Origin of the sequence: Desulfocurvus vexinensis DSM 17965 (genome assembly GCF_000519125.1) — a bacterium.
Lineage (GTDB): Bacteria > Desulfobacterota > Desulfovibrionia > Desulfovibrionales > Desulfovibrionaceae > Desulfocurvus > Desulfocurvus vexinensis.
This window is the reverse complement of the sequence record NZ_JAEX01000005.1, coordinates 2,501-15,879: the sequence shown is the minus strand read 5'-3', so window position 1 is coordinate 15,879 and position 13,379 is coordinate 2,501. Positions and strand designations below refer to the sequence as shown.

Genomic DNA, 13,379 nt, shown 5'->3' with positions numbered 1-13,379 from the left:
GCCTACGGCCCCGCCCGGCCCGGCACGCCCCGTTTGCCCCCGGATTGCCTCTGCCTTCCCCCGCTTGCCCGCGCCTGCCCCCGGCCTGCCCCCGGCCTGCCCCCGGCTTGCCTCTGCCTTCCCCCGTTTGCCCGCGCCTGCTCCCGGCTTGCCCCGGCTTGCCCCGGCTTGCAAGGACGCGAAAGCCCCCTCCCGCCGCAGGTCCGGCAGGGAGGGGGCTCGGGTTATGGGGTGCGCCCGCACGCCCGGCGCGCCCGGCGCGGGCCGGGGCTACATGCCGCCCGGGGGGTGGCACTGCCCGCAGGCCACGGGGCCTGCGGCGCGGATTTCGTGGCAGCCCTTGCACTGGCCGTGGAAGGCCTGGCGCAGGGGCATCTGCGGGGCGTCCACGGCGTGGCAGTCGGCGCAGGGCGTGCCGATGGAGTCCTCGTCGGGCACCAGGGCGCCCTTGTCATAGACGTGGTGGCAGGTGGCGCAGGCCTCCTCCAGCCCGGCCTTTTCGTTGTGTGCGTCGTGGACGAACACCGCCGGGGGCCGCTTGTGCGCGCCGAAGGCCGCGCTGCGCAACTGCACGATATCGTCCTGCGAGAAGGCCGCCGGGAGCCAGAGCATGGCGGCCAGGGCCACCGCGCACGGCACGGCCAGTGCGGTCGTGATCTTCATAGCCCGTCTCCTTGGTTGTGGAGCCTTGGCCGGGGCGGGGCCCCGCCTACTCGGCCCGGGTCTTCTCCATGTATTCGTAGATGATGTCGCCCAGGAACTTCAGCTTCAGCGGCAGGTTGTAGTGGTGGATGATGTCATCCAGCCCGCCGTGGCAGTTGTGGCACGGGGCCACGATGATGCTGACGCCCTGGTCGGCCACGCGGCGCAGCTGCTCGGCCTTGGCCGAGTTGCCCAGCACGCGCTTCTTCTTCCACGGCGGCCCGCAGTTGATGACCCCGCCGCCCGCGCAGCAGCACAGGTTGTGCTCGCGGTTGGGGGTCATCTCCACCAGCTCCTCGCAGAAGGCGCGGGTCACGTGGCGGCCCATGTCGTGCAGGCCCATGCCGCGCGAGATGTTGCACGGGTCGTTGAAGGAGACCTTGCCGGGCATCTTCTCGCGGACCTTGATCCGCCCGCTGGTGAGCAGCTCGTGGAAGAACTGCACCGAGTGGATCACCGGCAGGGGGAACATCTTCCAGGCGTTCCAGCGGTTGCCCACGTCGTACACCGCGCGGTAGGCGTGGCCGCACTCGCCCATGACGATGCGCTTGACCTTCAGGCGCAAGGCGGCCTCGAAGTGCTCCTTGACGATGCGCCCGGCCATCTCGGCGTCGCCGGAGAACATGCACATGTTGGAGTTGTCCCAGCCCGGGGTGGCGGGCATGGTCCAGTCCACGCCCGACTCGTGCAGGATGCTCGCGGCCTGGTAGATGAGCTGGGTGCGGAACTTGGGCTCGGGCCCGATGACGGAGTACATGATCTCCGCACCCTCCTTGGCCAGGGGGATGCGCAGATGCGGGAATTCGTCGCGGGCTTCGTCCTCCTGCCACTGGAGGCTGTCGGTCCACTCGTCCTCCTTGACCCACATCTGGTTCAGGGCGGCGGAGTGGCTGTGGCAGGTGTCCTGCATGTACAGGGGCGTCACGCCCAGCTTGTGGCAGATGCGCCGCACCAGGGCGATCATGTAGGCGATCTCGATGCCGAAGGGGCAGAACTGCTGGCAGCGGCGGCACAGGTTGCACTCCGTGTAGGCCACCACGGCCAGCTCGCGCACCTCGGCGGGGCTCAGCCTGCCCTTGCGCTCCAGGATCTTCCAGATGGTCTGGCGGACCTTGCCCACGGGCGAGAAGCGGGGGTTGCGGTCGTAGGACAGATACCAGTGGCAGGCGTCGGAGCACAGCCCGCAGTGGACGCAGGTGTCCACGTAGAGCTTCAGGCGCACCCCGGTCTCGGTGTCGATGATCTGGTTGATGACCTTCTCGATGCGCTCGGGGGTCAGCCGGGCGATGCCCTGGTCCAGCCCCGTGTCCTCGATATTCACGATGTCGATCTTCTTCTCGGCGGCTTCAGACATGGTCGAATCCTCCTGCGGTGTGGATGCGGGGCGTCACCAGTCCCGCACATGGCGCACCGAGCCGAACTCGGAGGCGGTGTACCCGCGCGTCACCCAGAAGGTGAACATGTGCGACAGGCGCGTGAAGGGAATGGCCGCCAACATGACCTCGCCCGCGAGCATGTGCAGGCTGGTCATGAGCAGGGCGTCGCCGATGCCGTGGTAGGCCAGGATGCCCGTGGCGAACGGCGCGGCCACCAGGGCCAGGATGCCCCAGTCCGCAGCCGAGGTCACCGAGCGGACCTGGGGCAGGGCCAGCCGCCGCCAGCCGAAGTAGGCGCAGCCGCCCAGCACCACGAAGGCGAAGGCGTCCACCACCGCGTCGGGCAGCGCCGGCCAGGACAGGCCCAGGGCCCCCTCCTCCAGCAGCACCAGGTGCCCCAGGGTGAACAGCGGCACCACCACCACCCCGAGGTGGAACAGGAAGGTGACCACCGTCATCACCGGCTGGCGGCGCGAATTCTCGCTGCCAAACGGCGTGAGCCAGTGCAGGTAGGACTGCACGGCGTGGCTCCAGCTCCAGTATTCGTGGATGAACACGTCCTTCCTGCGGGCCGTGGAGAGCAGGCGCCACAGTTTCCAGGCGCCGCCGCCCAAAAAGACCGCGAAGGCCACCCAGACCAGCGGGCCGCTCACCAGTGCGTAGAATCCATGCATGGCCTACCCCCTTTCCCTGAAGTCCGTCACGGGCACCACCCGGCGCAGGAACGCGCCGTCCTCGACCCCGCGCACGAGCACATGGCGCCCGTCGGGGCTGAAGGCGGGCTCCCAGCACTGGGCGAAGCTCTGCGGCAGCTCCCTGCCGTCCACGGCCACCGTCTGGCGCCCGCCGCGCTCGACCTTGGCCGCGACGTGCGCGCCGTCGGCGCTGAACACGGGCTTCCAGGCCATGTCGTAGCTCCCGGGCCAGACGCGGTCGTCCACGGCCACCTTCCACACGGCGTCGTTCTTGCCCAGGCAGGCCAGGCGCTCGCCGCCGGGGCCGAACACCGCGTCGGTGACCAGGGTGGAAAACGTGGTGGCCCAGGGCTGCCCGTCCACGGCCATGGTCCAGCGCCCGAAGGCCGGGGCCACGATGGCCGCAAGACGCGCGCCGTCCGGGCTGTAGAGCGCGTGCCAGCACTGGGCGAACAGCGGCCAGATGGGCCCCAGCTCCGTGGCCATGGTCCATTTGCCCGCCGTGCGCACCGGGGCGACCACCGAGCCGTTCCCGGGGTGGAACAGCGGCTTCCACACGCAGGGGTAGCTCTTGTTCCAGGCCTTGCCGTCCACCACGATGGTGTAGTCGTACAGCGAGGTGCGCGCCTCGGCGGCCACGTGGGCCCCGTCGGCGCTGATGTCCAGGTGGAAGATGTTCACGAAGCGCTCGTCCCAGGCGCGGCCGTTGACGGCGGCGGTGTAGCCCCCGGCCTGGAAGGTGTAGATGTCGGCCTGGCCGAAGGTCACCACCTGCACGGCGGCGGCGGCGGCGCTGCCGTCGCGGCTCAGGGTGAAGTCCGTGGCGGCCTCGAAGAGCGTGTCCCAGGGCGCGTCGTCCACGCACCAGCCGTAGCGCCCGTCCTGCTGCACGGCGCAGGCGATGACCGCGCCGTCCTCGGAAAACCGCGTGCCCCAGGCGTAGCCGAAGGTGTTCTCCCAGGCCTGGCCGTCCACGCACAGGGTCCATTCGGCGGATTCCGAGACCAGGGCCGTCAGCCGCCCGTCGGGGCTGTAGCGCAGGAACCAGGCCCGGTCGTAGTCGCCCTCCCAGGGTTCGCCGTTGACGCATACCGAGAACTGCGCGTCGCCCTTGTTGACCACGGCGGCGACGCTCTCGCCGTCGGGGCTGGCGTGCAGCTCCTCGACCCACTCGAAGCGGTCGTCCCAGGCGCCGACATCGGCGACGGCCCGCTCCCCCGGTTCCCAATCCCACGTTCGGACATCGACCATGGCCCCTCCTGCCGCGCTGGGCGCGCAAAGACGTTGCGGGTTGCCTCTCCCTGCCGCTGCGGGCCAGCGCGCACGCACCGTGCCGCCACCGCCAGCCCCTGGCGATGCGGAACACGGCCCGGGCCGGAGCCCGGGCGGGGCGGTCCATGCATCGCCGTCTTTCCTAGCTTTTTACGACCCTCCATAGCAGTATGATTTATTTTCAGTCAATACGTGCCCCTGTTTCCCGCGCCCTGCGAGGCCCTTTGCAGCTATTACATACTTCCATGGTATGTTTTCAAAATGCAAGGCGTCATGGCTGGTTGTGCCTTGCGCCGCGCGAAGATATGCGGCGATCCCGGGCCGTTGCCCGCTTTTCCCACATCCAGGGAGGAGAATAGCCCCCGGAGCAGAAGCCCGGGCCGCCAGCAACCCGGCAGGGCCGTCCCGGCGGGCGCAAAGCGGCGCCAGCCACCGGCAGGCCCGGCCTGCGGCGGCTCCGCGAGTGCAGCCACTCTCCCGGCGCGCAAACCCCAAAAAAAGCCCCGGAAAAAACCGGGGCAATATCCTCCTTGGCGAGGATGAAATGGCGCTGCCTGCTCCGCTGCGGCTAGGGCTGGCCCCCGTAATGGCGCAGCAGCCCGTCCACCACCGGGCAGGCGCAGCGCAGGTCCGGGTCGCGCTCGGGGTTCAGGTGCAGCCCGGGGGTCATCAGTTCGGCCAGGGTCAGGTGCCCGGTCTCGATGGGCGTGCGCGAAATCTCGATGCGCGCGCGGCGTTCCAGGTCCGCGCCGTCGTACTGGTCGGGCAGTTCGCGCACGGCGTCCAGGGTGATGTCCATCTGCACGGCGCTGCCGTAGACCGTCTCGCCGTAGGAGGCCTCGAAGCCGACCCCCAGGACGAAACGCACCAGCATCGGGAAGGAGTCGGGATAGGCCACGCGCAGGAGCTCGTCCACGCAGTAGCGCCGGGCCGAGTCCTTGGCGCGCAGCACCTCGGCCATGCCGCCCAGCAGGTCGGGCACGCAGCTCTGCGGCCCGCCCGGGAACGGCGGCACGCAGCAGTCGCCGAAGAACGACAGGCGGTTGTACATCAGCTCGCGGTCCACATGCTTGACCCGCGCGCTACAGCCCATGTCGAAGAAGGTGATGCCCAGCCGCTTGCGGAACTCGCGCAGCAGGAAAAACATCATGTTGTATTCCGCAGTCTTGCTCTCGTAGCCCATGCTGCGCAGCATGGCCCCGCTGCGGTCGTGCCATTTGACCTCCTTCTGGTGCGCGGCCTTGGTCACGGGCATCCGCGTGGCGTCGGCCTCCACATTGTCGCGCGGGGCGACATGCAGCTTGGCCCCGCAACCCTTGCAGGACACGGCGCCCCCTCCGGGGGGGATGCGCGCCGGGTCGAGCCTGTATTTCTTCCTGCATGGAACGCACTGGACGTACATGCCGCTCTCCTTTGCAATGGGTGCAATCCAAAGCCGAAGATACAGGATTCCGCCAAAAAGGGAAGCACCGCGCATCGCCCTGGCTGGCCGCAGCAACGGGCCGGCCTGCACGCATGGACAGGGCCCGGCTTTTGTGCTTTGCTGAGAGTCTGCCCGGAGCCGCGCCCCGCGCCGCCCGGCCCGACGCCATGCGCACGCACGCCCTGCCCGCCCCGCGCCTCGACGGCCCCCCTGCCGACCCGCCCGCCGACCCGGGCCGGGGGCCGCGCATCCTGTTCTTCTCGGGCGGCACGGCCCTGCGCGGGCTTTCGCGCCAGCTCATCCGCCACACCCACAATTCCATCCACCTGGTGACGCCCTTCGACTCGGGCGGCAGTTCGGCGGCCCTGCGCCGGGCCTTCGCCATGCCCGCCCCCGGCGACCTGCGCAACCGGCTCATGGCCCTGGCCCAGGGCGGCCCGGAGATCATCGAGCTGTTCGCCACGCGCCTGCCCAAGGGGGCGGAGCCACACGGGCTGGACGCCGAACTGGCCGAGCTGGCCACGGGCACGCATCCCCTGGCGGCCCGGGTGCCCGAGCCCCTGGGCGGTGTGGTCCGCCATTATCTGGGGGCGTTCCTGGAGCGGATGCCGCGCGGCTTCGACCTGCGCGGGGCCAGCATCGGCAACCTGATCCTCACGGCGGGCTACCTGGAGGCCGAGCGGCGCTTCGGGCCGGTGGTCTTCACCTTCACGCACCTGGCCGGGGTACGCGGCACGGTGCTGCCCACCGTGGAAGCCGACCTGCACCTGGCCGCCGAGCTGGCCGACGGGAGCACCGTGGTCGGCCAGCACCTGCTCACGGGCAAGGAGGCCGCGCCCCTGGCCGCGCCCATCCGCCGCCTGCGGCTGGTGGCCGACCTGGACGGCAGCCCCGCCCCGCCCTGCGCCATCGGCCCCACCGTGCGCCGCCTCATCGCCGGGGCCGGGCTCATCGTGCTGCCCATGGGCAGCTTCTACACGAGCATCCTGGCCAACCTGCTGCCCCGGGGCGTGGGCCGCGCCGTGGCCGCCAACCCCTGCCCCAAGGTCTTCGTGCCCAACCTGGGGCACGACCCCGAGGCCCTGGGCCTGAGCACCACGGACCAGGCCCTGCTGCTGGACGACGCCCTGCGCGCCGACCTGCCTCCGGGCAGCGCGGCCCGGGTGCTGGATTTCGTGCTGGCGGCCCCCGAGCACGGCCTCGATCCCGGGCCCCTGGCCGCCCGGGGCATCGGCCTCTGCCCCGCCGCGCTGGTCACTCCGGCCAGCGCCCCGCTGCTGGACGATCGCCTGCTGGCCTCGGCCCTGCGGCGCCTGGCTGGGGCGGACTAGCGTTGCGTCCGCACAGGACAACGCCAGAGCTTCGCCGCACAACTCATTGTAATGGAATACTTTCTGCCTTCAAGGCGGCTGCGTTGCCAGGACGGCCCGCAGGGCTCCCAGGGCAAGGACGCGGCGCTAGCTGCGCCCGCCGCCCTCGCCGCCCTCGCCGGGGCCGAACAGCTCGCGGGCCAGGGCCGCGCCGTCGTTGTCGCCCGCCACATAGTCGCGGGCGTCGTCGCGGGAGTTGAAACGCAGGTAGAAGCTGCGCGCGCGGATCTTCTCGAAGCTGTCCAGGGCCAGCACGAAGCCGCCCTCCTGCGCGCGGTAGAGCCGGTATTCGAACACCGTGCTGCGCCGCCCGTCGCGGGCCACCTCGCGGCTGGAACGCGCCACGAGGGTGCCGGTGAATTCGAGGACGTCCCCGTTGTCCATGCGCACGATCACGCGCTCCATGCAGCGGCTCCCGGCGGGCGATCTGCCACGCCGGGCCCAGCATCGCACAAAAAAGGAACGGGCGGAAGGCTCGCGCCCCCGCCCGCTGCACAAATGTCGCCGCCGCGGCTACTGCGTGGCGATCTCGGTCTGCACCTGCTGGAGCAGCTCCATGGCCCGGTGCAGCTTCTCGTTCTGCTCCTCGGTCTGCATCTGGGTGCCCAGGTAGGCGGCGCGCTGGGCCATCTCCTGGAGCATGGTGCCCATGACCATCATCCGGCTCTTCTCGGGCAGGTTCTCCAGCTCGGCGACCTTGCCCTCGATGCCGTCCATGCGCCCGGTCAGCTCGCCGGTGTTCATGGCCAGTTGCTCCACCGTGGCCGACACGCCCTTGAGGTTCTGGTTCAGCCCGAAGAAAAAGACCACCAGCAGGACCACCGCCAGCAGGGAAACGAACAGCGCCACCTTGCTCATGTCGCGGCGGGTGGCCTCGTCGCCCTCGCAGCAGCGCGGGCCGGGATGCGTGGGGGTTTCGGCGCCGTCGCCGCCGTCGCCGGGCTTGCCGATGTGATGGATCTTTTCCGCTGCGCTCATGGTGTCCTCCGGGAGGGGGATTGGATGTGGGGTTCGCCTGCAGGACGTCCAGGATAAGCCAAAAGCGGCCCCGGGGCAAGGCTTGCCCCGGGGCGCGGCGCGGCGGCGCGGGTCAGTTCGGCGGCAGGGCCCAGCACCCGGGGGAACGGGCCGGGGCCTCCCGGCGCGGGCTCAGTTCGTCCAGCGGCCCGACACGTAGCGGAAGATTTCCGTCACGCGCTGGGTCTTGACGCGCGTGAACGGCCCCTGGCGCACCTCGGCCTCGCTGGCCGCGCGCGCCTCGTAATGGTGCTCCTGGTAGCGCAGCACGCCCACATAGGGGCAACTCGCCCCGCCCGAGGCCGAGGGCTTGACCTGCAACTCCAGGGAGCCGTGGTCCACTTCCATGAACCGCGCCACCACCCCGCCGCCGTCGTGCTTCAGGGCCATGTCCGCCGCTGTGTGCCGCAGGTTGCGGCTGATGGTGCCCACCCATTTGCGGGCAAAGGCGTCGAACTGGGCCTGGGCGGACTCGATGCCCGAGCCGCCCTTGGGCGCGGCCTTGGACTGCGCCTTGGCCTTGGCGGGGGGCGCGGCCTTGGCGACGGTTTTGGCCTTGGGGGCGGCCCCCTTGGCGGCGGCTTTGCCCTTGGCGGCGTCGGCCTTGGCGGCGGCTTCCTTGGCGGCGGCCAGGGCCTCGGCGGCCCGGACGGCCTGGCCGATCCGGACCTGGGCGGCATAGTCGGCGGCGGCCAGGGCGCTGGCGCCCACGCGGGCGGCCCAGGCCTGGGCCTGTCCGGCCTGCACGGTGGCCAGCCAGTCCGTGGCGTTGACGCTCGCGGCCCAGTCCTGCTCCCGCTCCCGGGCCCAGGGGTCCGCCTGGGCCTTGGGCGCGTCCGTGGAGTCCGAACCACAGCCGCCAAGCAGGCCCAGGCCCGCCACAAGCGGCAACACCATCACCAGGAACGAAAAAACGCGCGGGCACGGCTTCATGGCGCGGATATATCCCAAGCGCCCCGGCCCCGCAAGACGCAAAGGGGCCCGGCGCCTGCGCGCCGGGCCCCCGTGAGCCGGAAGTCCCGGAAAGGACTACTCGAAGATGATTTCCACGCGACGGTTGAGCTTGCGGCCCTCGTCGGTGTTGTTGTCGTACTTGGGCATGCTCTCGCCCTTGCCCACGGTGGCCATGGCATCAGCGCTGATGCCCTGCCCGGCGAGGTACTTCTTCACCGAGTCGGCGCGGCGCTCGGACAGGCCCTGGTTGTAGGCGTCGGAGCCGATGCTGCAGGTGTGGCCTTCCAGGGTCACGCTGCCGCCGCGAGCCTTGATCTGCTCGGCGGCCTCATCCAGGATCGGGGCCATGTCGTCACGGATCTTGGCGGAGTCGAAGTCGAAGTGGATGCGCAGGGGCATGACCTCGGCCACGGGCGCCGGGGCGGGCGCGGGCTCGGCGATCTCCACCTCGTCGTAGAACACGTCGCGCACGAACTTGTCCAGAGCGGCCTCGCTGCCCAGCAGGTCCATGGCCGAAGCCGTCACGGAGCAGCCCGAAAGCTTGCCGATGGCGTCCATGGTGGCCTGACCCTCGGGCTTGTCGGCGAAGGACACGGTGTGGAAGCACAGCCGACCGCCGAAGGCGTTGTACAGCTCGGTGGCCACGGGCACCGGGTTCGCGCCAAGGTTGCTTTCGCCGTCGGAGAACACAATGACGGCGATGCGGCCCTTGAGGGCGTCCAGGGTCGGGCGGATGTCCTGCAGGCCGCCGCCCATGGGGGTCAGCCGGCCGAAGATCTCGAAGCCGGTGGCCAGCGAACCGATGCCCTTGGCCATGGCAGCGCGGTCATAGATGCCGGAGTACAGCTTGGAGGTCGGGGCGAAGGTCGTCAGCCGGGAGTCGTAGCCCAGGGCCGGGATCTTCTCGTTCATCTTCGCCAGCAGGTCCTTGGCCATCTCGATCTTCTCCAGCTTGGCGTCCGCATTGGTCATGGCCATGGAGCCGGAGTAGTCGACGAACAGCACGAAGCTGTCGACCTTGGACACCAGTTCGGTCTTCGCCTGGGCGGCGCCGGAGGCCAGCAGCAGGGCGCACAGGGCAAAGGCCAGGGCCAGCAGCCCGGATTTCTTTTGCAGCATGATGATATCCTCGCGTTCAGTTGTTGCGGCCCCGGAACGCTCCGGGGCCAGATGGACAATAGAAGAGTAGCACTTTCCCGCACACTTTCAACACTTTTCCTCGTTCTCGCCCAGGGCCGCGCCGCAGCAGGTCCGGGCGCCGGAGCGCGGGCCGTCGATGGCCCCGGCCAGCAGGAATTCGATGCTCCGCTCAATGCGCGCCCAGCCCGCCGGGGAGTCCAGAGCGATGCCGCCCAGGCTGTGCTCGCTGCGCGAGCGGATGCCGATGGCCGACACGGCCATGGCCATGAGCAGGATCACCGCAGAGAGGTCCAGCCCCGGGGGCGGGTCGCCGTCCAGGGCGGCCTCGAAGAACTCCAGAGCCCGCCGCTCGCGGACATAGGCCAGGGCGTGGGTCAGCAGGCAGTGCTCGCCCCGGGCCTCGGCCTCCATCACCGCCAGGGTCCAGGGCCGGGCCATCATCGCCCGCAGGTAGGCGCGGAAGAACTGCGCCAGCACCGCGCCCAGCGGCTGGCCCCGCAGCGCAAGCACGCTGCCCCCGGCCAGCTCGTCCACGTCCGGCCAGAAGGCGTCGCTGCGGGCAAAGGTGTCCTGGAGCCGGGCCAGGCCGCCGAAGATCCGCCGCACCAGCGCCTCGTCCACCCCGGCCCGGGCGGCCACGGCCGCCGAGGTCACGCGGGAGGGCCCGGCCAGGGCCAGCAGCGTGGCCAGGGCGTCCAGGATGCGCTGGCGGGTGTCGTGCCCGTCGCGCAGGGGGATGATCCGTGCGGGCAAAAAGGGGTGACCTCCTCGTGGACGGCCTTGCGGCGGCGCCCGGCCCGGATGGCGAGGCGTCCCAGCATGAATATAGCCCCCCCGCCCAGGGGCCGACAAGAAAAAACCCGCCTTGCGGCGGGCTTGGGCATCCGGAACCGCCGGGCGGTCAGATCTGGTTGCGGATGGCCTGCTGGATGCGCTGGGTGGCCGGGTCGTCCCCCAGGTAGCCCACGCGCACGCTGATCTTGGTCACCTTGGGGTTCACGGTCTTGAGCTTGATCCACACCGGCGTGTCCCCGTCCTTGCCGCTGACGGAGGCGTCGCTCAGGGAGCGCGACTTCTCCTCGACGTGCAGGTTCAGCGCCGAGCAGGCCCGCAGAGTCGCGTCATAGGCGTCGGCGAGGTCCACGTTGTAGGACTGCTCGCCCCAGCCCGAAATGTAGGCGTAGGTGCCCCCGCCCGCCACCGCCCCCGCGGCGACGACCATGCAGCCCGACAGGGCCGCAAGGGCCGCAAGGCCCAGCACAAGCGCAGCAAATTGCTTTTTCATGACATCTCTCCTGTACGATTTGCCAGGATTCTATGGGCTCACGCCGGGTTGCGCAACTCCAAAATCCGGGCCCGGGCCCGGGCACAAGCCCCCGCGGCCCCGGAAGCCAGCGCGCGCAGAAGGTTCGGCCCCGGCCAGCGGCCCTGCCGCGAGGCAAAAGGGATAGAAAAGCGAGAAAGGCGCGGAGCCAGAAAAGTTCCCCAGAAGGCCGCCCGGAGATCACCCCGCCAAGGGTGGCAGTGTCAGGCGAATATCATCTCTGTACAGCCGCCTTCGCGCACTCTGTACAAACCATCTGCCGAAGACCGGGAAGGGCATGGGCGTGGAGGGGTACGGGACTGGCGCGGCTGCGCGGAACGGCTTGGCTGCACGCGGGCGATGCGGTCACGCGGGTTTGCCGGGATGTGTCCGCCAAAAAGCAAGGCCCCCCGCGGTTGGGCGGGGGGCCTTGAAAAGAAGTCCTGGCATCGACCTACTTTCCCACTGACTCCTCAGCAGTATCATCGGCGAGGGAGAGCTTAACTTCCGTGTTCGGAAAGGGAACGGGTGTGACCTCTCCTCCATGGACACCAGGACAAAGATATAGTTAATAGGGAAGGGATTTGAAGTCTTGTATTAGAGTTAAGACGCACGACCTATTAGTACCGGTTTGCTGAATGCATTGCTGCACGTACACATCCGGCCTATCAACCTTGTAGTCTACAAGGGGTCTTCAGGACCGAAGTCAGGGAGACCTAATCTTGAAGCAGGCTTCCCGCTTAGATGCTTTCAGCGGTTATCCTTTCCGAACATAGCTACCCTGCTATGCCGCTGGCGCGACAACAGGAACACTAGTGGTTCGTTCATCCCGGTCCTCTCGTACTAGGGACAAACCTTCTCAAGTCTCCTACGCCCACAGAAGATAGGGACCAAACTGTCTCACGACGTTTTAAACCCAGCTCGCGTACCACTTTAATCGGCGAACAGCCGAACCCTTGGGACCTGCTCCAGCCCCAGGATGTGATGAGCCGACATCGAGGTGCCAAACCGCATCGTCGATGTGAACTCTTGGATGCGATCAGCCTGTTATCCCCGGCGTACCTTTTATCCGATGAGCGATGGCCCTTCCATTCGGGACCACCGGATCACTAAGACCTACTTTCGTACCTGCTCGAGATGTCTCTCTCACAGTCAAGCTCCCTTATGCCTTTGCACTCGACGGCTGGTTTCCAATCAGCCTGAGGGAACCTTTGCACGCCTCCGTTACTCTTTAGGAGGCGACCGCCCCAGTCAAACTACCCACCAGACACTGTCTTCCGCCCGGATTACGGGTCGGAATTAGAATCTTAGAATAGCAAGGGTGGTATTTCAAGGTTGGCTCCACCGATACTGGCGTACCGGCTTCAAAGCCTCCCACCTATCCTACACATGCTAGCCCAAAATCCAATGTCAAGCTATAGTAAAGGTGCACAGGGTCTTTCCGTCTTTCTGCGGGTAGACGGCATCTTCACCGCCAATTCAATTTCACTGAGTCTATGGCCGAGACAGTGCGGAGATCGTTACGCCATTCGTGCAGGTCGGAACTTACCCGACAAGGAATTTCGCTACCTTAGGACCGTTATAGTTACGGCCGCCGTTTACCGGGGCTTCGATTTAAAGCTTCGACCGAAGTCTAACCTCACCTCTTAACCTTCCGGCACCGGGCAGGCGTCAGGCCCTATACGTCGTCTTACGACTTCGCAGAGCCCTATGTTTTTAGTAAACAGTCGCCCCCGCCATTTCTCTGCGGCCCCCAACAGCTCACAAAGCGAGTCTGATTACCATCAGGGGCACCCCTTATCCCGAAGTTACGGGGTCATTTTGCCGAGTTCCTTAGCCATAGTTCTCTCAAACGCCTTGGGTTGCTCACCCCGCCCACCTGAGTCGGTTTGCGGTACGGTCTCACGAAGCTAAACTTAGAAGCTTTTCTTGGCAGCATGGAATCAACAGCTTCGACGGTAAAGTCTCGGCATCACGCCTTGGCCTTGAAGAGCGGCGGATTTGCCTGCCACTCAAGCCTACACGCTTGCACCGGCATCCAACAGCCGGACTGTCTATCCTCCTGCGTCCCTCCATCGCACACTTCGTGAGGTACAGGAATATTAACCTGTTTCCCATCAACTACGC

The 13,379-nt window shown here is 68.0% G+C and carries 12 protein-coding genes and 2 rRNA genes (1 of these 14 cut by a window edge); 1 reads left to right on the top strand and 13 read right to left on the bottom strand.

Annotated elements, in window-relative coordinates:
* Positions 1–270 precede the first annotated feature (270 nt).
* The 5 genes from tmcA to G495_RS0105475 all read right to left on the bottom strand — a co-directional run bounded on the left by tmcA (position 271) and on the right by G495_RS0105475 (position 5,447).
* Complete coding sequence (gene tmcA / locus G495_RS0105495) at positions 271–663, bottom strand: acidic tetraheme cytochrome c3 TmcA (RefSeq protein WP_028586978.1); 393 nt, start codon at positions 661–663, stop codon at positions 271–273.
* A gap of 46 nt (positions 664–709) precedes the next feature.
* Complete coding sequence (gene tmcB / locus G495_RS0105490; RefSeq protein ID WP_035251125.1) at positions 710–2,056, bottom strand: electron transfer complex ferredoxin TmcB; 1,347 nt, start codon at positions 2,054–2,056, stop codon at positions 710–712.
* Positions 2,057–2,089: 33 nt separating this feature from the next.
* Complete coding sequence (gene tmcC, locus G495_RS0105485; protein WP_028586976.1) at positions 2,090–2,752, bottom strand: TmcC family electron transfer complex membrane anchor subunit; 663 nt, start codon at positions 2,750–2,752, stop codon at positions 2,090–2,092.
* Positions 2,753–2,755: 3 nt separating this feature from the next.
* A complete protein-coding gene (gene tmcD / locus G495_RS0105480; RefSeq protein WP_028586975.1) occupies positions 2,756–4,024 on the bottom strand; it encodes an electron transfer complex subunit TmcD in 1,269 nt (422 codons plus the stop codon).
* Positions 4,025–4,613: 589 nt separating this feature from the next.
* Positions 4,614–5,447, bottom strand: a complete 834-nt coding sequence (locus G495_RS0105475; protein ID WP_028586974.1) for a zinc-ribbon domain-containing protein — start codon at positions 5,445–5,447, stop codon at positions 4,614–4,616.
* Positions 5,448–5,635: 188 nt separating this feature from the next.
* Between G495_RS0105475 and G495_RS17805 the strand changes: the two genes are divergently transcribed.
* A complete protein-coding gene (locus G495_RS17805) occupies positions 5,636–6,799 on the top strand; it encodes a GAK system CofD-like protein (protein ID WP_051445103.1) in 1,164 nt (387 codons plus the stop codon).
* Positions 6,800–6,925: 126 nt separating this feature from the next.
* Here the strand turns inward: G495_RS17805 and G495_RS0105465 are convergent, their stop codons facing one another.
* From G495_RS0105465 to G495_RS0105425, 8 genes are all read right to left on the bottom strand, one after another.
* Positions 6,926–7,243 (bottom strand): hypothetical protein, encoded by a 318-nt coding sequence (locus G495_RS0105465; RefSeq protein WP_028586973.1) that lies wholly within the window; start codon positions 7,241–7,243, stop codon positions 6,926–6,928.
* Between the two features lie 108 nt (positions 7,244–7,351).
* Positions 7,352–7,816 carry a hypothetical protein gene (locus tag G495_RS0105460; protein WP_028586972.1) on the bottom strand — a complete coding sequence of 155 codons (465 nt, stop codon included), beginning with the start codon at positions 7,814–7,816 and terminating at the stop codon, positions 7,352–7,354.
* A gap of 171 nt (positions 7,817–7,987) precedes the next feature.
* Positions 7,988–8,752, bottom strand: a complete 765-nt coding sequence (locus G495_RS20220) for a hypothetical protein (protein WP_156939591.1) — start codon at positions 8,750–8,752, stop codon at positions 7,988–7,990.
* 132 nt (positions 8,753–8,884) lie between these two features.
* The gene (locus G495_RS0105445) at positions 8,885–9,928 is read right to left on the bottom strand and encodes an OmpA family protein (RefSeq protein ID WP_028586970.1); all 1,044 of its coding nucleotides are present in this window, start codon (positions 9,926–9,928) and stop codon (positions 8,885–8,887) included.
* 87 nt (positions 9,929–10,015) lie between these two features.
* Positions 10,016–10,702 carry a hypothetical protein gene (locus G495_RS17795; RefSeq protein WP_035251123.1) on the bottom strand — a complete coding sequence of 229 codons (687 nt, stop codon included), beginning with the start codon at positions 10,700–10,702 and terminating at the stop codon, positions 10,016–10,018.
* 148 nt (positions 10,703–10,850) lie between these two features.
* Complete coding sequence (locus G495_RS0105435) at positions 10,851–11,234, bottom strand: DUF3568 family protein (protein WP_028586969.1); 384 nt, start codon at positions 11,232–11,234, stop codon at positions 10,851–10,853.
* Between the two features lie 459 nt (positions 11,235–11,693).
* Positions 11,694–11,808, bottom strand: a 5S ribosomal RNA gene (rrf, locus tag G495_RS0105430).
* A 43-nt stretch (positions 11,809–11,851) separates the two neighbouring features.
* Positions 11,852–13,379, bottom strand: a 23S ribosomal RNA gene (locus G495_RS0105425); it runs 1,407 nt beyond the window's last position.

What these genes read in the sequence shown, in the direction of transcription:
- tmcA (WP_028586978.1), bottom strand. Translation starts at nt 663, where the DNA reads ATGAAGATCACGACCGCACTGGCCGTGCCGTGCGCGGTGGCCCTGGCC.
- tmcB (WP_035251125.1), bottom strand. Translation starts at nt 2,056, where the DNA reads ATGTCTGAAGCCGCCGAGAAGAAGATCGACATCGTGAATATCGAGGAC.
- tmcC (WP_028586976.1), bottom strand. Translation starts at nt 2,752, where the DNA reads ATGCATGGATTCTACGCACTGGTGAGCGGCCCGCTGGTCTGGGTGGCC.
- tmcD (WP_028586975.1), bottom strand. Translation starts at nt 4,024, where the DNA reads ATGGTCGATGTCCGAACGTGGGATTGGGAACCGGGGGAGCGGGCCGTC.
- G495_RS0105475 (WP_028586974.1), bottom strand. Translation starts at nt 5,447, where the DNA reads ATGTACGTCCAGTGCGTTCCATGCAGGAAGAAATACAGGCTCGACCCG.
- G495_RS17805 (WP_051445103.1), top strand. Translation starts at nt 5,636, where the DNA reads ATGCGCACGCACGCCCTGCCCGCCCCGCGCCTCGACGGCCCCCCTGCC.
- G495_RS0105465 (WP_028586973.1), bottom strand. Translation starts at nt 7,243, where the DNA reads ATGGAGCGCGTGATCGTGCGCATGGACAACGGGGACGTCCTCGAATTC.
- G495_RS0105460 (WP_028586972.1), bottom strand. Translation starts at nt 7,816, where the DNA reads ATGAGCGCAGCGGAAAAGATCCATCACATCGGCAAGCCCGGCGACGGC.
- G495_RS20220 (WP_156939591.1), bottom strand. Translation starts at nt 8,752, where the DNA reads ATGGTGTTGCCGCTTGTGGCGGGCCTGGGCCTGCTTGGCGGCTGTGGT.
- G495_RS0105445 (WP_028586970.1), bottom strand. Translation starts at nt 9,928, where the DNA reads ATGCTGCAAAAGAAATCCGGGCTGCTGGCCCTGGCCTTTGCCCTGTGC.
- G495_RS0105435 (WP_028586969.1), bottom strand. Translation starts at nt 11,234, where the DNA reads ATGAAAAAGCAATTTGCTGCGCTTGTGCTGGGCCTTGCGGCCCTTGCG.